The organism is Bacillus sp. MT(2024) (assembly GCF_036362845.1).
GTDB lineage: Bacteria > Bacillota > Bacilli > Bacillales > Bacillaceae > Bacillus > Bacillus velezensis.
In genome coordinates, this window is record NZ_CP143632.1 from 1,333,715 (window position 1) to 1,357,026 (window position 23,312).

The following is a 23,312-nucleotide window of genomic DNA, read 5'->3' on the forward strand; positions in this document are numbered from 1 at the left end:
AAGTCTTATTTTTGTACGGTTTTCAATGTGAACAGCGTGATTTCCGGTCTGGCTAAAAATCGATACGGCAGTCTTGTCGTACCGAGCCCGCGATTAACGTAAACGGTTGTGTCATGCAGCGTATACATGCCGTCGGTATACGTTTTTCCGTATGGAGGCGTAATGAGAGGGCCGAAAAACGGGAGCTGGACCTGGCCGCCGTGAGTGTGTCCCGACAGCTGGAGGTTTACGGGATATCCGCCGATCTTGAGAGCGGCATCAGGCTCGTGGACGATTAAAATGGAAAACGCATCTTCGGAAAGGCGGGACAGGGTGCCTTCATAATCGGGTTTTCCGAGCATTACATCATCCAAAAACGCGAGTTCAATCCGGCTTCCGTCTGTCAGCTGCACCTGATGGCAGCCATTTCGAAGCACTTGAAAATCAGCCGCTTCCATCAGAGCCTTGTACGTGTTCGTACCGTAGCCTCCGTGGTCATGGTTTCCGTAAACACAAAGTTTGCCGAAGGGAGCTTCCAGATTTTGCAGCACGGCGAGTGCTTGCTGGTGATCATTAAATAAATGCGGCTTATCAATTAAATCTCCCGTAAAGATGAGCAGATCGGGTTTCAGCTGATTGATCTTTTCCGCTGCTTTATTCAAGTCACCGGATGTAAACACATCACTGAGATGCGTATCGCTGAATTGAACGATTTTAAAATTGTCAAAGCCGCGGGGGATCAGGCGGTTGGTGATTGTATGACGGGTGATCTCAATCATGCGCGGTTCAATATACCGGGCATAGCCGTAACCTCCGCAAGCCGTTGCAAGAGTTGCACCCAAAATGCCGAATCCTCTTTTTAAAAATGTTCTTCTCGTCATTTTCTCCATCTGTAAAACCAACCTTTGTCAGAGTTGTTCTATTATATCATCAGCCTGGCTGAAAAATCCCTTCTCAGCATGTAATGACGCGGAAAGACATCTATGATAAGATTATGAATGATTATTCATTCAATATAAGGGGGGTTTGTTATGGATAAGAAAGCGGTAATCATTACAGGCGGTTCAAGCGGCATGGGAAAAGCAATGGCGAAAAAACAGGCTGAATTAGGATGGCACGTCATGGTGACAGGGAGGAACCGTGAAGCACTTGAGGAAACAAAAAAAGAAATTGAGACCTTTGAGGGGCAGGTCGCCTGTTTTCAAATGGATGTCCGTTCTGATTCCGCCGCTTCAGACATGATTACAGAAGCGAAAAAAGTCTTTGGCCGGCTCGATGCGCTGATTAACAATGCGGCCGGCAATTTTATTTGCCCGGCAGAGAAGCTGACGCCCAATGGATGGAAAGCTGTTATTGAGATTGTTTTAAACGGCACATTTTTCTGCAGCCAAGCCGCGGCAAGGCATTGGATCGAGCAGGAGCAGAAGGGCGTCATCTTAAATATGGCCGCTACATACGCATGGGGAGCGGGAGCGGGTGTCGTTCATTCCGCTGCAGCCAAAGCGGGGGTATTGTCACTGACAAGAACGCTGGCCGTTGAATGGGGGAGCAAATACGGCATCCGCACAAACGCGATAGCCCCCGGCCCGATTGAACGGACAGGCGGTGCGGAGAAGCTGTTTGAATCGGAAAAAGCGGTGTCCCGCACTATGAACAGTGTGCCGCTCGGCCGTCTGGGGACACCGGAGGAAATCGCCGCTTTGGCAGCGTTTTTGCTATCCGATGAAGCATCCTATATAAACGGGGATTGTATCACAATGGACGGGGGGCAATGGCTGAATCCTTACCCGTTTTAATTTACATGACATATTTTGCGAAGCAAGCGAACGTTAAAGGTGAACGTTCGCTTGTTTTATTTTTCTATTCAAAATTATGATATAATTTTTAAAGATTAAGAGGTGAATAAGTGAAGAAATTATTAAAATGGTTCGTTGTACTATTTGTAAGCAGTTGCGTTATCATCTTTAATATTTGGTACTTTATCATTTGCGCTTTTACTCCGGAGTATTATCAAAATACCAATCTTACATCTGATGAAATAATCAGATTTGAAAAGCTATATCATATAGATTTTCCTGATGAAACGAAATTTATTAAAGCCAGGGAGTATTTGAGTGGGCTCGGAGGCGATACATCGGCTGTATGATATGTGTCTCTGCCAACCAAGCTGGCGGAAACAATTTTATCTGATTATACGTATATGCCAATAAATCATACTGATCATGCCGGTTCAATGTATGGAGTTGACGTTTCCAAGAGTGCTGGCGGGTTAACAACTCTTACATTTGGCACTTTAGATAAAAAAGGAACTTTCTTTCAGTTGAAACATGATGATGATTGGATATTTAACAGTACTGATTGGAGCCATTATTTTTGGACAGCCGCCGGTTATAATGCTCTTATATTTATCCTTTTATTTGTGATGGTGAAACAAATGAATAACGTCCTTAATTAACCGGTCTGAAGAGTGATCTTAAAAAGTTTTCCCCTTTTATTTTAAACTGCTGCCATACTGCCTCCTTTTTCCCCTAATCTAAACATTTGTGGTGCTGATATAATTGTGTATAATCAGACAAAGATAGAGAAGCAGGTGATAACATGTTGGACCCACTTGATATACTGACGAATATTGATGATGTCATTCCGTATTACCAAGCGATTTTTAACGCTGAGGAACAAAGAGTCGTAGGCTACGAAGTGCTTGGGCGGATTTTGGCAGATGCGGAGATTGAGAGCCTCGGGCCGTTTTTCTTAGATTCCGGCATTCCGGAAGAATATAAGCTTGAGGTCGATGACAGAGTCATCAGGCAGGCGCTGGAGCGGTTTAAAGAAGCTGATCGCGATCTGTTGATTTTTATCAATCAGGATGCGAATGTATTGATGCTTGACCACGGAGAAAGCTTTCTTGAGCTTTTGAAAGAATACGAAGAGCAGGGCATTGAATTGAACCGTATTGTGCTTGAGATCACCGAGCACAATTTCGAAGGCGACATTGAACAGCTGTACCATATGCTTGCCTACTATCGTACATACGGCATTAAAATCGCGGTGGACAATATAGGTAAGGAGAGCAGCAACCTGGACAGAATCGCGCTCCTTTCACCGGACCTTCTGAAAATAGATTTGCAGGCGCTGAAAGTATCTCAGCCGTCACCTTCGTATGAGCATGTGCTGTACAGCATTTCATTGCTGGCGAGAAAAATCGGCGCCGCGCTGCTGTATGAAGATATAGAAGCTGATTTTCAGCTCCAGTACGCATGGAGAAACGGAGGCCGATTTTTTCAAGGCTATTATCTGCAGGCGCCGAGCGGCGATTTTATAGACCGGAGCCTGTTAAAAGCACGCTTGAAAACGGAGTTTCAGCAATTTATCACGAGAGAAAAAAAGAAGCTGGAGACAGTATACGAACACTCTGAGAATTTTTATAAGCGGGTCAATCAGGCAGTTTCCGAGCTGAAGAAAACCCATCAGGCGGACGATGAGTTTATTAAAAAACTGGCGGAAAACCTGACCGACTGCTGTTTCAGAATTTATATGTGTGATGAAGAAGGCTATCAGCTGACGGGAAATGTGTTCAAGCAGTCCGGCGAATGGCTTTATCAGCCTGAATACGTGGAGAAAAACTGGAGCTGGCGTCCGTACTTTTTAGAAAACATTATGAAGATGCGGAATTCAAGAAAAGGCTTTTTCAGTGACCTGTACAGTGATATTGAGACGGGTGAGATGATCAGAACCTTTTCATACCCGATGGATGACAATATGTATTTATTTATCGATCTGCCTTACTCTTATTTATATGAACAGGACGGGTTACTTTAAAGCGGCTGCTGTATGCCGCTTTTTTTTATAAATGTGAAAAAGTTTTAAAAAACGATTGACAATGATAGTGATAATCATTATCATTTAGTTATAGAGAGAAGTTACTCTCTGTTCCCCAACCCCTCTATCAGATCAAGATCCGAAAAAGCTTGGCGCTACCCCCGCCAAGTTTTTTTATGCTGTCTCCTCATAAAAAGGCTTCTCCTCACATACATCTGACAATGGCGGCTCAAAAAGCGAAAAATTATTTTTGAAAGGTGTATGACATTCCGAAAAAAGCTTCAAACTATTCGAAAACACAGTTTTCCCGTTTATTTTCTTATTGAAAATCCAGCGGGAAAATGCCATCCCGGTCTACTTTATGGTATGATGCTCTGTAGGACTTGTATTATAATAAATACTTGTTGATTTGAAGTTGTTTTTTGAAAGGAGTCTTTTTTTAGAATGTCACAATTAATGGGTATCATCACGCGGCTGCAAAGTCTGCAAGAAACAGCGGAAGCGGCTAACGAGCCGATGCAGCGTTATTTTGAAGTTAACGGCGAAAAAATTTGCAGTGTTAAATATTTCGAAAAAAATCAAACGTTTGAACTGACGGTTTTCCAAAAAGGTGAAAAACCTAACACGTATCCGTTTGATAACATTGACATGATTTCTATTGAAATTTTTGAGCTCCTTCAGTAATGTGATTTGATTTTTCAGGCTGACCAAGCTTCCGGTCTTCCGCAAGCGGAGCTTTATTAAATCATGCAAAGGAACGTGCTTGTTCGTTTGGTTGTAGACTCTGGAAAGAGGAGTGTCCGTACATGGCTGATTCTTTTCTGTTTTATAATCTTTCTGAGGCACAGATGACCTTTCAAGACGTGACGGAGCGGCTGAAACGCTTTGTCAATAAAGACCCCCGTTCAGCATACGTGCTGTCTGTAGGGACTGATTCACAAGTTTACCGCGACTTCACAAAGTTTATTACGGCTATACACTTGCACCGTACAGGCAAGGGAGCTTGGGGCTGTTTGAAAAATCACGACCTTGCAAGACCGATACATAGCCTTCGCGAAAAAATCTCGCTGGAAACCGCGTTCAGCCAGGAGATGGCTGCGCATATCCTCGACGGCCGTCTTATGGAACTGACAGATTTGCTCTTGCCTTTTGCGGATGAAGGGGCGGATCTTTCATTTGAAGTGCATCTGGATATCGGTCAAAAAGGGCTGACAAAAGAATTGATACAAGAAATGACCGGCCGCATTACCTCAATGGGCATTGAAGCGAAAATCAAGCCTGATTCCTGCACAGCATTCAGTTATGCCAATCGTTACACAAAATAATATTTCATACAGAATCCGCAAAATGTCGAATTATGCGGTTGACGATTTTTTTCTGTTTACTTATTCTAGCGGTAGAGCTGAAAGCAAATTTCACCTTGCTTTCGGAGGTATTCAGTTAAAAATAGGGGGCCTGATTACGTATGAGTCTTATCGGTGAACGATTTACGGAAGAAGAACAGAAACTTCTGCTGAATATCCTGATCAATCAAGAATATGCCATTGAGCTTTTGACCAGCGAAATCAACGATATAGAAGCAGGGTCAAAAAGCGTTGATGGAACCACTTATAAAAAACTCGTAACGCTCTATGACCGTTTTCGGAACGAAAATTAATCAGCGGCCTATAAATTGATACTCGATTGCAAAGAGTATCTTTTTTATTGACGGAAACTTTTCGACAAAAAATGATAATGTTTATATTATTGCAATATAGGGAATACATGCTTTGATGAAAAATGTAAAGGGGTCGAAGTGACATGATTAGCTTACAATCAGATCAGCTTCTTGATGCAACAGTCGGACAATTTATGATCGAGGCGGATAAAGTGGCGCACGTTCAAGTCGGAAACAACCTTGAGCATGCTCTATTAGTGCTGACGAAAACCGGCTATACCGCCATTCCCGTCCTTGACGCTTCGTACCGTCTGCACGGTTTGATCGGGACAAATATGATTATGAACAGCATTTTCGGACTTGAACGGATCGAGTTTGAGAAGCTGGATCAAATTACGGTTGAGGAAGTCATGCTGAAAGACATTCCCCGTCTCCACATCAATGATCCGATTATCAAAGGGTTCAGCATGGTCATTAACAACGGCTTTGTCTGCGTTGAAAATGATGAAGGCGTCTTTGAAGGCATTTTCACGAGAAGAGTCGTATTAAAGCAGTTGAGCAGTCATATCAGATCATTGAATAAGTAGGCTCGCACGATCAGCCTATTTGTTCTTTCGCATGCCAGAAAAAGAAAACGCATACATATGAGTGGCGCTTGCCTCGGCAGCCTTTATTTGATTAGAATGGTAGATAAGAAATATGAAAAGGCATTGAAAAGGAGGACGACATGCAGCTTCAAGAGCTTCATATGCTCGTAGTTTTAGCTGAGGAATTAAACATGAGGAAGGCTGCCGAACGGTTATTCGTGTCACAGCCGGCTCTGTCCCAGCGATTGCAGACCATTGAAAAAGCCTGGGGAACAAAGATCTTTCTTAGGTCTCAAAAAGGACTTACGGTAACGCCGGCAGGAGAAAAAATCATACAATTTGCAAATGACGTCACGGATCGGCAAGAAAGAATCAGAGAAAACATTGATGAACTTGAGGGTGAGATTCACGGCACATTAAAGCTTGCCGTCGCCTCGATTATCGGGCAGCACTGGCTTCCGAAAGTGTTAAAAACATATGTGGAACGATATCCGAATGCAAAGGTCTCTCTCATTACAGGGTGGAGCAGCGAAATGCTGAAAAGTCTGTATGAAGATCAGGTACATATCGGCATTATCCGGGGAAATCCGGAATGGAAAGGCCGGAAAGATTATTTAATGACCGATCATTTATATTTGGTCGATACGGAAATTTCCTGTATTGATGATATTGCCCATACCGATCGGCCGTTTATTCAATTCAAAAGTGACAGTACATATTTTCAGGAAATTCAGCATTGGTGGCATCAAAAATTCAAAACTTCGCCGAAACAGACCATCCTTGTCGATCAGATTGAAACGTGCAAGCAGATGGCGCTGCACGGGATCGGTTATGCCATTCTGCCGTCAGTCACCTTAGAAGAGGAAGACAAAGTAAATAAAATGCCCCTGCTTGATACAAAGGATCATCCGATCGGCCGTGACACATGGCTGCTCGGATATGAGCCGGCATTTGAATTAAAACAGGTGCAGGCTTTTGTTTCTGTCATTAAAGATATGCTGAAACAGGAACGGCCATTTTAGAAAGACAGCAATCATGCTGTCTTTTTTTATTTTTTATTGACAATGAAAATCATTATCATTTAAAGTGTTATATATGTTAATGAAAATCATTATCAATTACGAGGTGATCATATGCAGAAAGCATTAATGATATACGCAAGCATGTCGGGGAATACAGAGGATATTGCCGGCATTATTAAAGAAACACTGAGCGGGCATCAGATAGCGGTTGACAGTCTTGACATGGACGAAGCAGATGCGGATTCACTCAAAGCATATGATTATGTTTTTGTCGGCACATACACATGGGGGGATGGTGATCTTCCTTACGAAGCGGAAGATTTTTACGAAGATATTCTGCACAGCCAGCTCAACGGACTGAAAACGGCCTGTTTCGGTTCAGGCGATCACGCCTACCCGAAGTTTTGTGAAGCGGTCACGCTGTTTTGCGATGCGTTTGAACAGGCCGGAGCCAATTTATACCCGGAAACGCTGAAAATTGAGCTGGCGCCCGAGACGGCTGAAGATCAAGAATGCTGCAAAGAATTTGTCCGCGGTTTTCTTGCATGGGCCGCTCACCACGGAGACCGGTGCCATGTTTCATAAAGGCGCGACGGCTGTCATGGCATCAGTATCTTCGGGATTTTTTGTCGCTGTGAAAGACGAAGGTATTTTTCATTTTTCGGCGGAAGAAGGCTGGAAAAGACTATTCCGAGTGAAAAGCAGGATTCATGTGCTGACTTATATAGGGCCCTACATATTCGCAGCTGGAGAAAAAGGCGCCGTCCTCAGATCGGCCGATCAAGGAAAGACTTGGACGGCCTCCCGATTTCCGACCAGCGCCTCCATATGGGCCGTTGCCGGGCGGAATGACGGATTTGTCTGTGCGCACGGCACATACTGCCTCTACTTATCTGATGATTTCGGCGTCACTTGGCATGTGGCTAAGCCCTTTTCACAATTAAAGGAGCCGCCTGTCATCCGTTCGCTTTGTTTACACGGTCAGACGATTTATATCGGCACCCGGATTCATATGAATCATGGCGGCATTTGGGCGTATGATCTGACGGAAGGCCGCATCCGGCGTATAAGCCGCGAAAGGCAGCGCATGACGGCTTCAATGATGATATATCAGAATGACTGGCTCATTGCAGCAAAGGGCGCGGCAAAGGGAGAACGGGGGGAGTTTGCCGTCCGAAACGTGCGGACGCATGAGGAGTTTGCCATTACAGCCGGGGACGCTGTAAGGGAAAAGTCATTTCTCGACGTTTCTGAGGATAACGGGACTATTTATGTCACATCGTCACAGGGTGAAAGCGGATTTTCGCGTATTTATCAAGCTGATCTTGCCGCCGGTGAATTAAAGTGGTTTGATACGATCCGCGGTCACGGATGGCGGGTGGCCAACCGGGAAGAAAACTTTTTTTGCGCGGGCCTTTACGAAAGTAAGTTTGTCAGACCGTATGAGGCGGTTCGGCTCGCACATTAGTTTTTATGCATAAAGGAGAGACGAAGATGGGGAATGTATTGCTTGTTTACGCTACAATGTCAGGAAACACCGAGGCGATGGCGGATTTAATTGAAAAAGGGCTGATCGAAGCACAAGCATCCGTAGACAGATATGAAGCGATGGATATTCATGCCGAACTTTTTAATGATTACGAGTATATTTTATTAGGCACATATACGTGGGGAGACGGGGATCTTCCTGATGAAATGCTCGATATTGTAGAAGATATGGAAAACCTGGAGTTTACGGGAAAAACATTTGCTTTGTTCGGTTCCGGAGATACGTCCTATGAGTTTTTTTGCGGAGCGGTTGACGAATTGGAAAAAGTAATCACGGCCCGCGGCGGACGGGTGGTGCTGCCGTCGGTCAAAATTGAAAACAACCCTGAGGGCAGTGAGGAAGAAGAGCTCCGGGAATTCGGAAGACAGTTTGCTGCGCTGTGCAGCCAGCCGGCAGAATAAAGGCTTGTTCCTTTTTTTCTTGTCTTTGTATCCTTCCTTTGTTACAGTAATGAGGTAGAAAATCAGAGGAGGACAATACATATGAAAATGATGGATGCAAATGAAATTATTTCATTTATTCAAAATAGTACAAAATCAACGCCTGTAAAAGTGTATGTAAAAGGCGATCTTGAAGGAATCAGCTTTGGCGATTCCGCTAAAACATTCCTGAACGGCCAATCCGGCGTCGTTTTTGGCGAGTGGGCTGAAATTAAAAGTGCAATCGAAGAAAACAAAGACAAACTTGAGGATTACGTCATTGAGAATGACCGCCGCAACTCTGCGATCCCGATGCTTGATTTAAAAGATGTTAAAGCGAGAATCGAGCCCGGCGCTATTATCCGCGACCAAGTCGAAATCGGCGACAATGCCGTTATCATGATGGGTGCATCTATTAATATCGGTTCAGTCATCGGCGAAGGTACGATGATTGATATGAACGTTGTTCTCGGAGGGCGCGCGACTGTCGGCAAAAACTGCCATATCGGAGCGGGTTCTGTATTAGCGGGCGTTATTGAGCCGCCTAGCGCTAAGCCTGTTGTCGTAGAAGACGACGTTGTGATCGGCGCAAATGCGGTTGTGCTCGAAGGCGTAACAATCGGTAAAGGCGCGGTTGTCGCCGCCGGAGCCATCGTTGTAAATGACGTCGAGCCGTATACCGTTGTAGCGGGAACACCAGCGAAAAAAATCAAAGATATCGATGAAAAAACAAAAGGAAAAACAGAAATCAAACAGGAATTACGCCAGCTGTAAGGAATGGTTTGATAGAATGGGCGTGGATGATAAAATCCACGCCTTATTCTTATCTCAAGGAGGAATACATATGGAAAAAGAGCGGCTCATTGCCATCCGAAGAGATCTGCACCGCATTCCGGAGATCGGCTTTCAGGAATATAAAACCCAGCAGTACCTGCTGAATCTATTAAACCAATATCCGGAAGAAAGAATTGAAATCGAAACTTGGAGAACCGGCATCTTTGTCAAAGTCAACGGCACGGCTCCGGAAAAAATGCTCGCCTACAGAGCGGATATAGACGCTCTGTCGATTGAAGAGCAGACGGGGCTTCCGTTTGCATCTGAGCACCCCGGTTTTATGCACGCATGCGGCCACGATATGCACATGACCATCGCGCTCGGCATTATTGATCATTTTGTCCATCATCCCGTCAAACATGATCTGCTCTTTTTATTCCAGCCGGCTGAAGAAGGACCGGGCGGAGCGGCACCGATGCTTGAAAGCGATGTGCTGAAAAAATGGACGCCGGATTTGATCACCGCCCTCCATATAGCACCTGAGCTGCCGGTCGGCACCATTTCCACCAAAAGCGGATTGCTGTTTGCCAATACGAGCGAGCTTGTCATCGATCTTGAGGGGAAAGGCGGACATGCGGCATATCCGCATACAGCAGACGACATGGTCGTTGCCGCGAGCACGCTTGTCACGCAGCTCCAAACAGTCATATCCAGAAATACGGATCCGCTTGACAGCGCTGTAATTACTGTCGGAACGATTACCGGGGGCACGGCGCAAAATATCATCGCAGAGCATGCTCATTTGGAGGGAACCATCCGGACGCTTTCCGAGGAATCAATGCGTATGGTGAAAAAGCGGATTGAAGAGCTTGTCAAAGGAATTGAAATCGGCTTCCGATGCAAAGGAAAAGTCACGTATCCGTCCGTTTATCATCAAGTTTATAATACAAGCGGCCTGACCGAAGAATTTATGCAATTTGTCAGCGATCATCAGCTTGCTGACGTGAAAACGGCGAAAGAAGCGATGACCGGAGAAGATTTCGGATATATGCTGAAAAAATATCCCGGCTTTATGTTCTGGCTGGGGGCCGATTCATCCCACGGGCTTCATCACGCCAAGCTGAACCCGGATGAAGATGCGATGGAAACCGCGGTAAATGTCATGGTCGGATATTTTTCGAAGTATGCCAATTAAATCCGAAAAGAAGAATAATCTAACAAAAATTGAGCATTCTACATAACGGAGGTGTTCAATATGACGAAAAAAATTGGAATTGAACAATCTTTATCGGATGTAGAACAGGCGTTAAAACAAAAAGGATATGACGTAGTGATGATGAAGACTCCTGAGGATGCGAAGAATTGTGACTGCTGTGTCGTAACCGGACTTGACAGCAATGTTCAAGGAATTGCCGATACGTCAACTCAGGCTCCCGTCATTACGGCTTCCGGAATGACCGCCGACGAAATCTGCAGCGAAGTAGAAAAAAAATTTCATTAAAAAGAAAAAACCGAAGCTTACGCTTCGGTTTTTCTATTCGGCGGAAGCGGCGTTTTTAAAACGGTCGAGCGCGATTTTTATTTCTCTCCGCAGTACGCGTTCAACCCGCCATTGCTCCATATTTTCTGTTTTGGCAATGATTCTGATCACCATTTCTGACGTGCTTAAATCTTGAACTCCGATGACGTCCGGCCCTTCCTTAATCTGCGGGAGCTCAGCGGCTGCTTTGTCACACGCGGTTTGCAGGATTTGAATGGTTTCATCAAGATTTTTTTCAAGCGGCACTTTAATATCGACAAGCGCCTGCATCGTTCCGCGGGAATGGTTGCTCACATTCGTGATGCCCCGGTTGGGAAGATAGTGAAGCGTGCCGTCAAAGCTCCGGATTTGCGTCGTACGGAGACCGACCTGCTCGACAATGCCGCTGTAGCCGGCAACCGTAATATAATCACCGACGTCAATCTGTTTTTCCAAAAGGATAAAAAATCCGGTGACGATGTCACTGACAAGCCCCTGAGCCCCGAAGCCGACTGCGAGACCGACCACGCCGGCGCCGGCAATGAGAGCGCTCGGATTGTAGTGAAATAAATCCAAAATCATCACAATAAAAACGAATATCAGGATGTATCCATACACATTGAGCGCGAGGCTTCGCAAAGTATAAGCGCGGCCCGTGGAGAGGTTGTTTTGTTGCTCAAATTTCTGAAACAGATGCTTGATCAGCTTTTTTCCTGCCGTCCGGAAAATAAAGTACGCTAAAATAATGAGAGCCAGCTTTATGATGAAAATCCCGGCAGATGTGAGAAGCCCGGCCCAATCAAAGTGTTTTAAATCAATCATAGTGATGTCTTCCTTTCAAGTCTATTGCGGAAAAAGCTAAAAGTGATATACCCGTTTTTTAAATAAGATAAACCTTTTCATAGAAACCAGTTATTACATTTATGGTTTGTTCATATTGCCCCGGTTTCAATATCTTCATTTTTGTGAAGATAAGTACTAAAGAATCTCCACACTCATTTTAACATGGTGATTCAGCCAAATCATATCCTTTGGAGAGAAAACAGGAGGACGTTGCCCGGCGGACTGAAAGCCCCGGCAAAAAACTTTTTCATAAGGAGGGAAATGAGATGAAATTACATCAGCAAATGCCTGAATTGTCCGGCGCTAAAGCATGGATTAACAGAGAAGTCACGAAGGAACAGCTGGTCGGCGGAAAGCCGGCACTGATTCACTTCTGGTCCGCCAGCTGCCGCATGTGTAAAGAAGCGATGCCTGAGGTGAACGGGTTTCGTGATAAATATAAAGATCAGCTGAATGTGTTGGCCGTCCACACGCCCCGTTCCGAAGACGATCTTGATCTTGAGAAAATCAAGAAAACAGCGGCTGAGCACGATATCTCTCAGCCGATTTACGTCGATAGCGATCATACGCTGACTGACGTATTTGAAAATGAATATGTGCCGGCTTATTACGTTTTTGATAAAAACGGACAGCTCCGCCATTTTCAAGCGGGAGAGAGCGGGATGAAAATGCTTGAAAAACGCATCAGCCGGGTACTTTCAGAAACGGAGCAGGCTTCTGAGTAATCGGGACAATCTCCGTCGGACTATTGTCTCGGTTCTGCAAACCCTTTGCCGTTAGGTAACAGGGTTTTTTTGTGTCTATTGGATAAAAAATTCCAATATGGCATGTTTGGCTTAAAAATAAGAGAAACAGCCGTAAACACGCTGTACCGCTTGTTTTATCCATATCATTATCTTTTACATATTATAGTCGAAAATTGTAGATATCACGCTAATTTTCATTAAACAAGTAATTTCAAGTTATATTTTGAAATGGTTGAATAAATTGGAACTTTGTCCAGAATCCCCTATATGATAAGGGATTTTTGTATATAAAGTACCATTTTCAGAAAATAAGCAATTTTTCATAGAGTAAATAAAATAGTAAAATGATAAAATAATAGTTGATAAAATTACTTTTGTAATCTAATATCTTAATAAAAGCGTTTAAATTTTTGACAGGGGGTTTTACACATGTTTAATGAAAGAGAAGCGCTGCGCTTACGTTTAGAACAATTGAACGAAGCAGAGGTAAAAGTCATTCGTGAATATCAAATAGAACGTGATAAAATATATGCAAAACTGAGAGAATTAGACAATACGGGCAGCCTGTCCGATACAAAAAAAGAGTTTCGTCCGGAGAAAAAAAATGACTCCCTCCCGGTACTTGCAGAGCTTGCAGCACAGGAAATGAGAAGCTATCAAAAGCCGCAGACACAGCCTCAATCCTCCCAGCAGCAGATGCAGTCTATTACGTCTCTTCCCGCAGGCATTCCAGACGGTTCTACAAGAAGAAGAAGAGGGACGGCGAGACCGGGATCGAAAGCGGCAAAACTGCGCGAAGCAGCGATTAAAACATTGAAACGCCACAATGCAGCGATCAAAAGTTCCGAACTGCAAAAGGAAATTGAAAAGGAAAGCGGCCTTGAAATTCCTAATATGACAACATTTATGCAAAGCTTAATTAAAATGTATCCGGAAGTGAAAAAACCATACCGCGGCCAATATATTCTTGAGGGAGAAATTTCTCAGGAAACAGCAGAAACGGCAAATGATACGGCTGCTGAATAAAACAGTAAAAACTGCTTGCGTTACTCAAGCAGTTTTTTTGCGCTTTCCCGCTTATTCTGCGGAAGTGACGCATCTTTTCCAGGCTTTTTTTCAAGCTTGACAACATATTTTTGGAAAGGCTTTTCGCCGTCAGCGCGTTCTTTCAACGCATCCAGTTTTTCATCAAACGACTGATCGCGGGACTCTGATTGTACAAATTGTTTTTGCAGGGAGATGACTTGTTCGGTAACGGCTGTAAGCAAGTCTTCTGCCTGAACAGTCTCTTTGGAAACGGAAGGGATTTCCAGAGTTTGTTCCGCCGGTTCCGCCGTGCGGCTGTCAATATCAGCAAAATGGCCGGCAATCCAAGCATCACTTTCGTCCAGCTGCCGTTTATACGAAAGAATGGTTTCTTGAAATAACTTTTCTTTCGTTTTTTCTATTTCTACAAGCCGTTCTTTTGTTTCTAGTATTCGATCTCTCATATGATTAATTTCTATTTTAATATGTTTGAGCTGGTATTCTTTTTCTATCATTTGTGTTTGGAGCCGGGTATTTTCGTCTGCAGCGGCATGATAACGCTGTTTCATATCTTCGTGAGAAGTCCGTTCGGTTTGAATGGCGGTCTCAAGTGAGCGGATGCGGGTATGTAAGTTTTTATTTTCTTCTTCAAATTTTATATTTGTAAGATGCAGACGATGCTTTTCTTCCATCTCATTTTTCCGCCGAAACGTTTCCTGCTGAAGCAATTCTTGCAGAATGACGATTTTATCGAGCAGCCCGGCTCTGATTTCATGCAAAGAACGCTCCGTGTCACTTGTCTGTTTGTGTTTTTGAGCCATGGCTTCCAATTCGTCAGAAAGCTTGTGAAGCCGCTCTTTAATATTGGCGTTTTCCTCCTGAAGCTTATTATTTTTTTGATGGAAGTAGCTTGCTTCAAATTCTGAAATTATTTTTCTGCATCTGGAAAGTTCGGATTTCAAGTAAAGGTTCTCTTGAGAAGTGTCGTGGAAAAACGGACCTGATATTTTCATAAGAACCATCTCCCTCATGATGTTAACACTACAATATGGGAAAGGAACAACGGCTATTCCTCTTAATTAAACAGACAAGCAACGTAATATTGTATTTCGGCTGAGGCGTTTGCTATGCTTTTATATAGAATGGGAGAGAGATGACATGAAACGGGTGAATGTAATATTAGCGGGGGGAGCTTCCCGAAGATTCGGAGAACCGAAAGCTTTTGCAAAGTGGAAGGGCGGCATGTTTTATGAACAGGCGAAAAAAGCCTTCGGCGGCGGAGAAACGGTAATTATCAGCCGCCCTGAGCATATAAAAAAGTTCTTATCAAACAGGGAGCGGCATGTTTTTGCCGATGAGCCGCGGTTTCGGGGAATGGGCCCGCTTGCCGGCATATATACGGCAATGGAACAAACGGAAGGCGAAACATATACGGTCATATCCTGTGACACGCCGCTCGTGACAAGAAAAACGATGGCTGCGCTTGAAATGAAGCTGACCGGAAACCTGGACGCTGTCATACCGGTTTGTGAAAACAGAGAGCAGCCCCTCTTGGCGGTTTACCATAAACGGGTGCAGGATGTGCTTTTTGATCAGCTGACACAAAACAAACTGAAAATGACAGACACGCTGAAACGGCTGTCTGTCTGTTATGTGCAGGCTGAAGACATCGGCGCCGGGCCGGAGGAGTTCGCTAATGTTAACACACGGGATGATTACACCAGACTTTTGGCGCATGTCGAGTCTTCAAATCAGGACTGATCGGGAAGAAACATGGTATGATGGAAATAAAAATGCAAGGGGACAACACAGATGGAAGAGCGCTATTCGCGGCAGACAAGATTTAAGCCGATAGGGGAAAAAGGGCAGCAGGCGCTGGCTGACAGCAGTGTCCTGATTGTCGGAGCCGGAGCCCTCGGAACAGCCGCGGCAGAGGGCCTGGCAAGAGCCGGAGCGGGCCGTATGGCGATTATTGACCGGGATTATGTGGAATGGAGCAATTTACAAAGACAGCAGCTGTATACAGAAGAAGACGCGAGACAGCGCCTGCCGAAAGCAATGGCGGCCAAGGCGCGTCTTTTAGCGGTAAACAGTGATATACATATCGATGCTTACGCGGCGGAAGGTACGGCGGAAACACTTGAACCGCTGATCGAACAAGCGGATTGCATCGTGGATGCGACAGATAATTTTGAAACGAGAATGGTCATCAATGATCTGGCGCAGAAAACGAAAACACCTTGGATTTACGGTGCCTGTGTCAGCAGTCAGGGAATGTGCATGACGATTATTCCGGGGGTTACGCCGTGTTTATCCTGCCTGTTTGAGCAAATGCCCGTAGGCGGAGCGACATGTGATACAGCAGGCATCATACCTCCGGCGGTTCATATCGTCTCCGCTTATCAGCAGGCGGAGGCGCTGAAATTGCTGACAGGAAATCATGCGGCGGTAAATCGGCGCTTTTTCACGTTTGACGTGTGGAATAACACCAATATGAGCATAAATGTGGATCAGATCAAACGGGATCATTGCCCTTCCTGCGGCGCGGAGCCCGTATATCCGTATCTGCAGCCTGAAAACAGGCCGAAAGCAAGCGTGCTGTGCGGAAGAGACACCGTTCAAATCAGATCGGAAGCCTTAAAGAGGCTGGATAAAGAAGAGCTTGTCAAACGTCTGAAGCAGATCGGTAAAGTGGAAGCAAATGAATTTTTGCTGCACATGGCGTACGAGCGCTTCAGAATCGTTATTTTTCAGGACGGACGGGCTCTGATTCACGGTACAAACGATATAAAAGAAGCGAATTCAGTTCTGGCCAGAGTGATCGGACTGTAGGAAGGGGATGTATTGCTATGCTTGAAAAAAGAACGCCGATTCAGGTGGACGAAGCAGTCCGCCGGGTGAGCCGGTATAAAAAACAGGGGGATACCGAATGGGTGGCGCTCGAGGACAGTCTCCACCGCTATTTGGCGGAGGATGTTAAGGCGGATCATGATGTGCCGGCCTTTAACCGTTCCCCGTATGACGGGTTTGCCATCAGGGCGATCGATTCAAAAACGGCTTCCCGTGACAATGCCGTCACCTTTGAAGTCATTGACCATATCGGAGCCGGCGCCGTGTCAGAAAAAGAACTCGGGCCTTATGAAGCGGTCCGCATTATGACGGGGGCGCAGATTCCCAGAGGCGCCGATGCCGTAGTGATGCTTGAGCTGACAAAAACGTTTTCTGAAAACGGCACGAATTACATGTCAGTGAAACGCCCTTTTCATGCGGGCGATAATATTTCATATCAAGGAGAAGATGCGAAAAAAGGCAGCTCGCTATTAAAAAAAGGGACGAAAATCACGCCGGGCGTAACCGCTCTTTTAGCAACCTTCGGCTATGCTTCCGTTCCCGTGGTCAGAAAGCCGGTTGTCGGCATTATCGCAACGGGAACCGAGCTTCTTCATGTCAGCGATCCGCTTGAGCCGGGGAAAATCCGCAACAGCAATGCTGCCATGGTGTATGCCCAGGTCATTGAAGCGGGTGCGGTACCGCTGAACTTAGGGAAAATTTCCGATGATTTTGATGACAGCTATGCTGCGGTGAAGGAAGCTATGAAAAAAGTTGATTTTCTGATCACGACCGGCGGCGTGTCAGTCGGCGATTTTGATTTTCTTCCGGACATTTATAATAAGCTCGGAGCGGAAGTTCTTTTTAACAAAGTGGCAATGCGCCCGGGGAGCGTGACAACTGTCGCCCGGGCCGATGACATGCTGCTGTTCGGCCTTTCAGGCAATCCGTCCGCATGTTATGTCGGATTCACCCTGTTTGTCAAACCGATGATTCAGACGTGGCTTCTGAATGAAAAACCTCATTCCGGATGGGCGGAAGCCGTGTTAACAAACGACTTTCCGAAGCCGAATCCATTTACGAGATTTGTGAGGGCGTTTGTTTATCATAAGGACGGAAAAATGATGGCGTCACCGGTCGGTCTCGACAAATCAAGCTCAGTCACATCTCTTGCCGAAGCAAACGCGTTTATCCTTCTGCCGGGAGGAACGAGGGGATATGAAGCGGGCCGGACGGTTCACGCGCTCCTCATCCGTGATGAGAATGGAAGTGAATGGCCGTGGTCAATTCTTTCCCGATCGTCCAGATCGTAGGTTTTCAAAACAGCGGTAAAACAACGTTTATTGAACGTGTGCTGAAAGCGGCGCCGAAAGAGTGCGATATTGGATGTTTAAAACATCACGGACATGGCGGAGAACCGGAACCTTTTTCTGACGGAAAAGACTCGGAGCGTTTTTCAAAAGCCGGAGCCGCGGTTACGGCAGTAGAAGGGGACGGCGTCCTGCAGCTTACGGCGCGAAAAAAATGGGATCTGGCGGGTTTGATCAGTCTGTATGAATGTCTGGGAATTGACGGTCTTCTCATAGAGGGGTTTAAACATGCACCGCATCCGAAAATCATTATGATCAAAAACAGCGAAGATTGGCAAAAGCTGAAGCATTTGGAGCGCGTGATCGCGGTTGTCAGCAGAAATACGGAGCATATGCCGACAGATGCAGGCAAGCCCGTATTCCATGCGGACGATCCGGCTGCCATTATGTTTGTGCTTTCGCAGCTGAAAGGGGAATCTGCTTAAATGGAACGTTTTCAAATTACAAGGGAACCTATCATTGCGGAAAATATCGTAAAAAAAGTTGAAAAGCGTGAAGCCGGCGCCATCACAACGTTTATCGGCACGGTCAGAGAGTGGACTGCAGGACGGCGGACAGTGCGTCTAGAATATGAAGCGTATGAACCGATGGCTGTTCAAATGCTTTCTCAAATCGGCAGTGAAATCAGCGCGAAATGGGAAGGAGCCGAAGCTGCAATCACTCACCGTGTCGGCGTCCTTGATATCGGTGAAGCAGCGGTCGTAATCGCCGTGTCTTCTCCGCACAGAAAGGCGGCATATGAGGCGAATGAATATGCAATTGAACGGATAAAACAGATTGTGCCGATATGGAAAAAGGAAATCTGGGAAGACGGGGAAGAATGGATAGGCGATCAGCTGGAAACAACACCCTATCCGAACGGAAAACCGGATTTGGATAAAGGGGAATCGCGATGATTAAAGTATTATTATTTGCCGGGCTTGCGGAGCAGGCGGGAACACCGGTCATTGAACTTGACGAAAAAGAGACGGCGGCGTCTGCTGTAAAAACGCTGTTAAAGGAACGGTACGGCCTTCAGACGATTGACAATGCCATGATCGCAATCAATGAAACATATGTAAAAGACAACAGCACCGTAACAGAAGGTGATACCATTGCCTTTATCCCTCCTGTAAGCGGAGGGTGAAAAAAGAGCCGGATGTGCATCATTGCCATCCGGCTTTTTTGTTTATAGGCGCTGAATTTCAGAGAATATTTAAATGGGATTTAAAGGGTTTTTCAATTGAGGCGGTTTTCACTGCATGAATAGGCTGATAACAGTGCCTTTACAAGGTTTTGAGCCACCCGTCATACCGGTCTGACGATGCTTTTTTTTACATAATTATGGAACGTAAAGCTGAGAATTTGTGTTACAATTTAGCATAAATACGCAAACGGCAAAAAAATTGAAACTTCTCTCAGCCTAAAGCGTACGTATAAACAGAATAATACATAGGAGGCATCAGCCATATGGAACCAAACCTGGAAAAAAGCAATACGGCAGTCACGGAAAAGCCGTCAATTTTCGGCGTCATTACAAGTCCTGTTGTGCAGTTTAAAAGATTAAAAGAAAAGCCGGTCATCGGCATTCCTCTCCTGATTGTCATCATTCTCATCGCGGCCGGCAGTATTTTGCGCGGGCTCGGAATGAATTATGAAGAACTGCTGAACAGCTCATCTCTTGACGGATTGACCGATGATCAGATTGAAATGACCAAAACCATTGCGAAATTCGGCTCGATTTTCGGAGGGATTTTCGGAGGCATTATCGGTCTCTTTATCGTTCCGCTTATTTATTGGCTGTGCGTCAAAATTTCAGGCGGCGTGACAACTTATACAAAAATGCTCTCACTCGGCCTCTTTACTGCATTTATTACTAACATCGGCTTAGTCATTAACGGACTTGTCATTTATTTTACCGGTGCGGGCTCACTGTACCCTGTCACATCTTTGGCGAGTGTCATACCGGCCGGAGACGGCGTATCGGTCTTTTTAAGCGCGATCGATATTTTCAGCATCTGGAGCTATATTCTGCTCGCTTTGGGACTTCGCTATACAGGCGGTATTTCGAAAAAAGCGGCCTGGACTTCCGCGATTGTCCTGTTTGTTATTATGCTTTTGGTTTCGGCAGTCGGAGGACTGTTAAGTTCAGTGACAGCAGGTGTATAACATGAAAAAAATTTGGATCGGAATCGGCATCGCCGTAATTGTTGCAGTATTCATCGGTATCAATATTTATAAGTCTGCCGCTCCCGCGGGCGGCAGCGCCGGAAAAAAAATCGAAACCGGAACCATGGAAAACAGAGAAATCTCATCTACGGTTATGGTTCCGGGAACACTTAAATTCTCTAAAGAACAGTATGTTTTTTATGAAGCAGATAAAGGAACTCTTGATAAAGTGAAAGTAAAAGAAGGCGACAAAGTAAAAAAAGGGTCGTCGTTAGTCACTTATACAAATGAGCAGCTCAACCTTGATAAAGAACAAAATGAGTTGACAGAACAATCAAAACGGATGCAAATCGAACAAGTTGAAGAAAAACTCAGAGCATTAAACAGCAAGGAACAAGATCTGGCAAAACAAGTGGGAGAAGCGGAAGCCAAAAAACAAATTGAATCCGAACGGACTGATCTGCAGCTTCAGCAAAAAACGGCGGAAATCGAATTAAAGCAATCTGATTTGCAAAAGCAGTCTCTTGAAAATCAAGTGTCGAATCTCAATGTTAAGAGTGAGATGGACGGGACGGTTATCTCGGTAAATCAAGAAGCGGCTTCTAAAAAATCGGATATTCAAGAACCGGTTATACATATAGGAGACCCGGAACACCTGGTCGTTGCCGGCAATTTGTCCGAATACGACACGCTGAAAGTGAAAAAGGGCCAAAGCGTTACAATCACCTCAGACGCCATCCCCGGCAAAACGTGGAAAGGAAGAGTGGCGGCTGTCGGCCTCGTTCCGGATCAAAAGTCAAGCGCTGCTTCGGGGGAAAGCACGGAACAAGCCGTCCAGTATCCGTTTCAGGTTAAGCTGATCGGAAACCTTCCGGAAGGCAAGCCGGGATTTAAATTAATTATGAACATTGAAACCGACAAACGGAAAGCTGACACGCTGCCGTCCTCCGCAGTCAAAAAAGACGGAGATGAGCACTGGGTCTTTACGGTAAAAGACGGGAAGGCCAAACGCGTGAAAGTTAAAGTCGGCGATACCGCAAATCAGCTTACGGAGATAAAAGAGGGGCTTTCAAAGGATGATAAAGTCATTCTGAATCCGGCTGACGGTTTGACTGACGGAACGGATGTGAAAGCATAGATGATTCAGCTTTCAAAGGTGAAAAAAAGCTATCAGATCGGCAAGGAGACGTTTGATGTTCTCCGTTCAATCGACCTGACGATTGAAGAAGGAGAATATGTGTCAATTATGGGACCGTCGGGATCGGGAAAATCTACGATTATGAATATCATCGGCTGTCTGGACAGACCGACGTCCGGCAGTTACAGTCTTGCGGGCGAAGATGTTTCTTCATGCACCGAAAAAGAGCTTGCGGCGGTCCGGAACAAATCAATCGGATTTGTCTTTCAGCAGTTTCAGCTGCTGCCGCGATTGAATGCAAGAAAAAATGTCGAACTCCCCATGATCTATGCCGGTATCGGCAAAAAAGAGCGTGAGGAACGGGCTGAGCACGCGCTGGAAAAAGTCGGTTTGGCGGATCGGATGCGTCACATGCCGAATGAGCTGTCCGGCGGCCAGAAGCAGCGTGTCGCGATTGCAAGAGCCATCGTGAACGAACCGAAGCTCATTTTAGCTGATGAACCGACCGGCGCGCTGGATACGAAAACAAGCATTTCCATTATGGAGCAGTTCACAGAGCTTAATGCAGAGGGCGTGACCGTGGTGCTTGTCACTCATGAGCCTGAAGTGGCGGACTGTACAAACAGAGTGATTTTCGTCCGTGACGGAATGATCGTTTCCCGCGATTCTGAGCAGAGGAGAGTGGGGGAATGAGCCTGTCAGAAAATCTCCGGATGGCCCTCAGTTCCGTAAGAGCTCACAAGCTGAGATCGATTCTGACAATGCTCGGAATCATTATCGGCGTCGGTTCAGTAATCGTTGTTGTGGCTGTCGGCCAGGGCGGAGAGCAAATGCTGAAGCAATCCATCAGCGGGCCGGGCAATACGATTGAATTGTTTTACCTGCCGAGTGATGAAGAATTAACAGCCAATCCGAACGCCTTACAGCAAGCGAGTTTTACAGAAGAAGATATTAATGGATTAAAAGGAGTGGACGGCGTAAAGCAGGTTGTCGCTTCCGCGGTAAAATCCATGACGGCCCGTTACCATGAAGAAGACACGGATATTACGCTGAACGGCATTAACAGCGGCTACTTGGACGTAAAAAAGCTGGACGTTCAAGATGGACGGACATTTACGGACAATGATTTTCTTTCCGGGAAAAGAGCGGGAATCATCTCGAAAAAAATGGCTGAAAAGCTGTTCGGGAAAACGTCTCCGCTCGGAAAAATCGTCTGGGCCGGCGGACAGCCCGTAGAAGTAATCGGCGTACTGAAAGAAGAGAGCGGCTTTTTATCGTTAGGACTCAGTGAAATGTATGTGCCGTTCAACATGCTGAAAACGTCTTTCGGTATTAACGACTACAGCAACGTTTCCGTTCAGACGGAGTCCGCTGATCAAATCAAAACAACAGGAAAAGAAGCGGCCCGTCTCTTAAATGACAATCACGGTACAAAAGAGGCCTATCAAGTCATGAATATGGAAGAAATCGCGGCGGGAATCGGTCAGGTCACAACCGTTATGACGACGATCATCGGTTCGATCGCCGGTATTTCTCTCGTTGTCGGCGGGATCGGGGTCATGAATATTATGCTCGTATCAGTGACGGAACGGACAAGAGAAATCGGCATCCGCAAATCGCTCGGTGCCACGAGAGGACAGATTCTGACACAATTCTTAATTGAATCTGTTGTGCTTACTTTAATCGGCGGCTTAATCGGAATCGGTCTCGGCTACGGGGGAGCAACACTCGTTTCCCTTATCGCAGGCTGGCCGTCGCTCGTTTCCTGGCAGGTGGTTTGTATCGGCGTGCTGTTCAGTATGCTGATCGGTGTCATTTTCGGCATGCTGCCCGCCAACAAAGCATCACGCTTAGATCCGATTGAAGCGTTACGGTATGAATAACCGG

28 protein-coding genes and 1 pseudogene are annotated in these 23,312 nt (G+C 45.7%); 26 read left to right on the plus strand and 3 right to left on the minus strand.

The window, feature by feature from the left end; translation table 11 throughout:
* Window positions 1-5 precede the first annotated feature (5 nt).
* On the minus strand, window positions 6-869 hold the full coding sequence (locus VP472_RS06950) for a metallophosphoesterase (protein WP_146276666.1): 864 nt from the start codon (window positions 867-869) through the stop codon (window positions 6-8).
* A gap of 141 nt (window positions 870-1,010) precedes the next feature.
* Between VP472_RS06950 and fadH the strand changes: the two genes are divergently transcribed.
* The 14 genes and pseudogenes from fadH to VP472_RS07020 all read left to right on the plus strand — a co-directional run bounded on the left by fadH (window position 1,011) and on the right by VP472_RS07020 (window position 11,307).
* Window positions 1,011-1,775, plus strand: coding sequence for a 2,4-dienoyl-CoA reductase (fadH, locus tag VP472_RS06955; protein ID WP_076851224.1), 765 nt, complete (start codon window positions 1,011-1,013; stop codon window positions 1,773-1,775).
* Window positions 1,776-1,885: 110 nt separating this feature from the next.
* Window positions 1,886-2,434, plus strand: a pseudogene (locus VP472_RS06960) (hypothetical protein).
* A 143-nt stretch (window positions 2,435-2,577) separates the two neighbouring features.
* The gene (locus tag VP472_RS06965) at window positions 2,578-3,798 is read left to right on the plus strand and encodes an EAL domain-containing protein (protein ID WP_003154615.1); all 1,221 of its coding nucleotides are present in this window, start codon (window positions 2,578-2,580) and stop codon (window positions 3,796-3,798) included.
* Window positions 3,799-4,242: 444 nt separating this feature from the next.
* Window positions 4,243-4,482, plus strand: a complete 240-nt coding sequence (locus VP472_RS06970) for a YkuJ family protein (RefSeq protein WP_003154613.1) — start codon at window positions 4,243-4,245, stop codon at window positions 4,480-4,482.
* A 122-nt stretch (window positions 4,483-4,604) separates the two neighbouring features.
* The gene (locus VP472_RS06975) at window positions 4,605-5,123 is read left to right on the plus strand and encodes a ribonuclease H-like YkuK family protein (RefSeq protein ID WP_020955744.1); all 519 of its coding nucleotides are present in this window, start codon (window positions 4,605-4,607) and stop codon (window positions 5,121-5,123) included.
* A gap of 140 nt (window positions 5,124-5,263) precedes the next feature.
* Complete coding sequence (gene abbA / locus VP472_RS06980; protein ID WP_007409618.1) at window positions 5,264-5,455, plus strand: antirepressor AbbA; 192 nt, start codon at window positions 5,264-5,266, stop codon at window positions 5,453-5,455.
* Window positions 5,456-5,598: 143 nt separating this feature from the next.
* Window positions 5,599-6,042 carry a cyclic-di-AMP-binding protein CbpB gene (gene cbpB, locus VP472_RS06985; protein ID WP_003154608.1) on the plus strand — a complete coding sequence of 148 codons (444 nt, stop codon included), beginning with the start codon at window positions 5,599-5,601 and terminating at the stop codon, window positions 6,040-6,042.
* A 140-nt stretch (window positions 6,043-6,182) separates the two neighbouring features.
* Entirely contained in the window at window positions 6,183-7,064 is an 882-nt protein-coding gene (ccpC, locus tag VP472_RS06990) for a transcriptional regulator CcpC (RefSeq protein WP_007611101.1), read from the plus strand.
* Between the two features lie 111 nt (window positions 7,065-7,175).
* On the plus strand, window positions 7,176-7,649 hold the full coding sequence (locus tag VP472_RS06995; protein ID WP_071391905.1) for a flavodoxin: 474 nt from the start codon (window positions 7,176-7,178) through the stop codon (window positions 7,647-7,649).
* Window positions 7,639-8,532: a WD40/YVTN/BNR-like repeat-containing protein gene (locus VP472_RS07000; protein ID WP_146276671.1), complete on the plus strand. Its 894-nt coding sequence runs from the start codon at window positions 7,639-7,641 to the stop codon at window positions 8,530-8,532. Before VP472_RS06995 ends, VP472_RS07000 begins: the two co-directional genes overlap by 11 nt.
* 26 nt (window positions 8,533-8,558) lie before the next feature.
* Complete coding sequence (locus VP472_RS07005) at window positions 8,559-9,014, plus strand: flavodoxin (RefSeq protein ID WP_077722141.1); 456 nt, start codon at window positions 8,559-8,561, stop codon at window positions 9,012-9,014.
* An 81-nt stretch (window positions 9,015-9,095) separates the two neighbouring features.
* Window positions 9,096-9,806 carry a 2,3,4,5-tetrahydropyridine-2,6-dicarboxylate N-acetyltransferase gene (gene dapD / locus VP472_RS07010; protein ID WP_146276673.1) on the plus strand — a complete coding sequence of 237 codons (711 nt, stop codon included), beginning with the start codon at window positions 9,096-9,098 and terminating at the stop codon, window positions 9,804-9,806.
* 70 nt (window positions 9,807-9,876) lie between these two features.
* Window positions 9,877-11,001, plus strand: a complete 1,125-nt coding sequence (locus tag VP472_RS07015; RefSeq protein ID WP_070081744.1) for an N-acetyldiaminopimelate deacetylase — start codon at window positions 9,877-9,879, stop codon at window positions 10,999-11,001.
* A gap of 60 nt (window positions 11,002-11,061) precedes the next feature.
* Window positions 11,062-11,307: a YkuS family protein gene (locus tag VP472_RS07020; protein ID WP_003154596.1), complete on the plus strand. Its 246-nt coding sequence runs from the start codon at window positions 11,062-11,064 to the stop codon at window positions 11,305-11,307.
* A gap of 33 nt (window positions 11,308-11,340) precedes the next feature.
* Here VP472_RS07020 and VP472_RS07025 read toward each other — a convergent pair whose 3' ends face one another.
* The gene (locus VP472_RS07025; protein WP_060386912.1) at window positions 11,341-12,147 is read right to left on the minus strand and encodes a mechanosensitive ion channel family protein; all 807 of its coding nucleotides are present in this window, start codon (window positions 12,145-12,147) and stop codon (window positions 11,341-11,343) included.
* Window positions 12,148-12,434: 287 nt separating this feature from the next.
* On the opposite strand from VP472_RS07025, the gene VP472_RS07030 reads away from it, so the two are divergent.
* Both VP472_RS07030 and rok read left to right on the plus strand, forming a co-directional pair.
* Window positions 12,435-12,893: a redoxin domain-containing protein gene (locus VP472_RS07030; protein ID WP_077722142.1), complete on the plus strand. Its 459-nt coding sequence runs from the start codon at window positions 12,435-12,437 to the stop codon at window positions 12,891-12,893.
* Window positions 12,894-13,343: 450 nt separating this feature from the next.
* Window positions 13,344-13,940, plus strand: a complete 597-nt coding sequence (gene rok / locus VP472_RS07035; protein ID WP_070081746.1) for a transcriptional regulator Rok — start codon at window positions 13,344-13,346, stop codon at window positions 13,938-13,940.
* Window positions 13,941-13,960: 20 nt separating this feature from the next.
* Here the strand turns inward: rok and VP472_RS07040 are convergent, their stop codons facing one another.
* Window positions 13,961-14,953 (minus strand): coiled-coil domain-containing protein, encoded by a 993-nt coding sequence (locus tag VP472_RS07040; RefSeq protein ID WP_069473386.1) that lies wholly within the window; start codon window positions 14,951-14,953, stop codon window positions 13,961-13,963.
* 145 nt (window positions 14,954-15,098) lie between these two features.
* Here VP472_RS07040 and VP472_RS07045 point away from each other — a divergent pair, with 145 nt between their 5' ends.
* The 10 genes from VP472_RS07045 to VP472_RS07090 all read left to right on the plus strand — a co-directional run bounded on the left by VP472_RS07045 (window position 15,099) and on the right by VP472_RS07090 (window position 23,308).
* Window positions 15,099-15,701, plus strand: a complete 603-nt coding sequence (locus VP472_RS07045; protein WP_077722144.1) for a molybdenum cofactor guanylyltransferase — start codon at window positions 15,099-15,101, stop codon at window positions 15,699-15,701.
* Between the two features lie 51 nt (window positions 15,702-15,752).
* The gene (locus tag VP472_RS07050; RefSeq protein WP_146276675.1) at window positions 15,753-16,772 is read left to right on the plus strand and encodes a molybdopterin-synthase adenylyltransferase MoeB; all 1,020 of its coding nucleotides are present in this window, start codon (window positions 15,753-15,755) and stop codon (window positions 16,770-16,772) included.
* Between the two features lie 17 nt (window positions 16,773-16,789).
* Entirely contained in the window at window positions 16,790-18,082 is a 1,293-nt protein-coding gene (locus VP472_RS07055; RefSeq protein WP_070081748.1) for a molybdopterin molybdotransferase MoeA, read from the plus strand.
* Entirely contained in the window at window positions 18,043-18,564 is a 522-nt protein-coding gene (gene mobB, locus VP472_RS07060; protein WP_041482361.1) for a molybdopterin-guanine dinucleotide biosynthesis protein B, read from the plus strand. The genes VP472_RS07055 and mobB overlap by 40 nt, the downstream gene beginning before the upstream one ends.
* Window positions 18,565-19,035, plus strand: a complete 471-nt coding sequence (locus tag VP472_RS07065) for a molybdenum cofactor biosynthesis protein MoaE (RefSeq protein WP_003154579.1) — start codon at window positions 18,565-18,567, stop codon at window positions 19,033-19,035.
* A complete protein-coding gene (moaD, locus tag VP472_RS07070; RefSeq protein WP_007611118.1) occupies window positions 19,032-19,265 on the plus strand; it encodes a molybdopterin converting factor subunit 1 in 234 nt (77 codons plus the stop codon). The genes VP472_RS07065 and moaD overlap by 4 nt, the downstream gene beginning before the upstream one ends.
* Window positions 19,266-19,588: 323 nt before the next feature.
* The gene (locus tag VP472_RS07075) at window positions 19,589-20,287 is read left to right on the plus strand and encodes a YknW family membrane protein (RefSeq protein WP_146276677.1); all 699 of its coding nucleotides are present in this window, start codon (window positions 19,589-19,591) and stop codon (window positions 20,285-20,287) included.
* Between the two features lies 1 nt (window position 20,288).
* The gene (locus VP472_RS07080) at window positions 20,289-21,425 is read left to right on the plus strand and encodes an efflux RND transporter periplasmic adaptor subunit (RefSeq protein WP_043867055.1); all 1,137 of its coding nucleotides are present in this window, start codon (window positions 20,289-20,291) and stop codon (window positions 21,423-21,425) included.
* Window positions 21,426-22,118: an ABC transporter ATP-binding protein gene (locus tag VP472_RS07085; RefSeq protein WP_071391894.1), complete on the plus strand. Its 693-nt coding sequence runs from the start codon at window positions 21,426-21,428 to the stop codon at window positions 22,116-22,118.
* Complete coding sequence (locus tag VP472_RS07090; protein WP_070081751.1) at window positions 22,115-23,308, plus strand: ABC transporter permease; 1,194 nt, start codon at window positions 22,115-22,117, stop codon at window positions 23,306-23,308. The genes VP472_RS07085 and VP472_RS07090 overlap by 4 nt, the downstream gene beginning before the upstream one ends.
* Window positions 23,309-23,312 lie beyond the last annotated feature (4 nt).

Excerpts from the sequence above, each read along its gene's own strand:
- VP472_RS06950 (WP_146276666.1), bottom strand. The coding sequence starts at position 869 with ATGGAGAAAATGACGAGAAGAACATTTTTAAAAAGAGGATTCGGCATT.
- fadH (WP_076851224.1), top strand. The coding sequence starts at position 1,011 with ATGGATAAGAAAGCGGTAATCATTACAGGCGGTTCAAGCGGCATGGGA.
- VP472_RS06965 (WP_003154615.1), top strand. The coding sequence starts at position 2,578 with ATGTTGGACCCACTTGATATACTGACGAATATTGATGATGTCATTCCG.
- VP472_RS06970 (WP_003154613.1), top strand. The coding sequence starts at position 4,243 with ATGTCACAATTAATGGGTATCATCACGCGGCTGCAAAGTCTGCAAGAA.
- VP472_RS06975 (WP_020955744.1), top strand. The coding sequence starts at position 4,605 with ATGGCTGATTCTTTTCTGTTTTATAATCTTTCTGAGGCACAGATGACC.
- abbA (WP_007409618.1), top strand. The coding sequence starts at position 5,264 with ATGAGTCTTATCGGTGAACGATTTACGGAAGAAGAACAGAAACTTCTG.
- cbpB (WP_003154608.1), top strand. The coding sequence starts at position 5,599 with ATGATTAGCTTACAATCAGATCAGCTTCTTGATGCAACAGTCGGACAA.
- ccpC (WP_007611101.1), top strand. The coding sequence starts at position 6,183 with ATGCAGCTTCAAGAGCTTCATATGCTCGTAGTTTTAGCTGAGGAATTA.
- VP472_RS06995 (WP_071391905.1), top strand. The coding sequence starts at position 7,176 with ATGCAGAAAGCATTAATGATATACGCAAGCATGTCGGGGAATACAGAG.
- VP472_RS07000 (WP_146276671.1), top strand. The coding sequence starts at position 7,639 with ATGTTTCATAAAGGCGCGACGGCTGTCATGGCATCAGTATCTTCGGGA.
- VP472_RS07005 (WP_077722141.1), top strand. The coding sequence starts at position 8,559 with ATGGGGAATGTATTGCTTGTTTACGCTACAATGTCAGGAAACACCGAG.
- dapD (WP_146276673.1), top strand. The coding sequence starts at position 9,096 with ATGAAAATGATGGATGCAAATGAAATTATTTCATTTATTCAAAATAGT.
- VP472_RS07015 (WP_070081744.1), top strand. The coding sequence starts at position 9,877 with ATGGAAAAAGAGCGGCTCATTGCCATCCGAAGAGATCTGCACCGCATT.
- VP472_RS07020 (WP_003154596.1), top strand. The coding sequence starts at position 11,062 with ATGACGAAAAAAATTGGAATTGAACAATCTTTATCGGATGTAGAACAG.
- VP472_RS07025 (WP_060386912.1), bottom strand. The coding sequence starts at position 12,147 with ATGATTGATTTAAAACACTTTGATTGGGCCGGGCTTCTCACATCTGCC.
- VP472_RS07030 (WP_077722142.1), top strand. The coding sequence starts at position 12,435 with ATGAAATTACATCAGCAAATGCCTGAATTGTCCGGCGCTAAAGCATGG.
- rok (WP_070081746.1), top strand. The coding sequence starts at position 13,344 with ATGTTTAATGAAAGAGAAGCGCTGCGCTTACGTTTAGAACAATTGAAC.
- VP472_RS07040 (WP_069473386.1), bottom strand. The coding sequence starts at position 14,953 with ATGAAAATATCAGGTCCGTTTTTCCACGACACTTCTCAAGAGAACCTT.
- VP472_RS07045 (WP_077722144.1), top strand. The coding sequence starts at position 15,099 with ATGAAACGGGTGAATGTAATATTAGCGGGGGGAGCTTCCCGAAGATTC.
- VP472_RS07050 (WP_146276675.1), top strand. The coding sequence starts at position 15,753 with ATGGAAGAGCGCTATTCGCGGCAGACAAGATTTAAGCCGATAGGGGAA.
- VP472_RS07055 (WP_070081748.1), top strand. The coding sequence starts at position 16,790 with ATGCTTGAAAAAAGAACGCCGATTCAGGTGGACGAAGCAGTCCGCCGG.
- mobB (WP_041482361.1), top strand. The coding sequence starts at position 18,043 with ATGGCCGTGGTCAATTCTTTCCCGATCGTCCAGATCGTAGGTTTTCAA.
- VP472_RS07065 (WP_003154579.1), top strand. The coding sequence starts at position 18,565 with ATGGAACGTTTTCAAATTACAAGGGAACCTATCATTGCGGAAAATATC.
- moaD (WP_007611118.1), top strand. The coding sequence starts at position 19,032 with ATGATTAAAGTATTATTATTTGCCGGGCTTGCGGAGCAGGCGGGAACA.
- VP472_RS07075 (WP_146276677.1), top strand. The coding sequence starts at position 19,589 with ATGGAACCAAACCTGGAAAAAAGCAATACGGCAGTCACGGAAAAGCCG.
- VP472_RS07080 (WP_043867055.1), top strand. The coding sequence starts at position 20,289 with ATGAAAAAAATTTGGATCGGAATCGGCATCGCCGTAATTGTTGCAGTA.
- VP472_RS07085 (WP_071391894.1), top strand. The coding sequence starts at position 21,426 with ATGATTCAGCTTTCAAAGGTGAAAAAAAGCTATCAGATCGGCAAGGAG.
- VP472_RS07090 (WP_070081751.1), top strand. The coding sequence starts at position 22,115 with ATGAGCCTGTCAGAAAATCTCCGGATGGCCCTCAGTTCCGTAAGAGCT.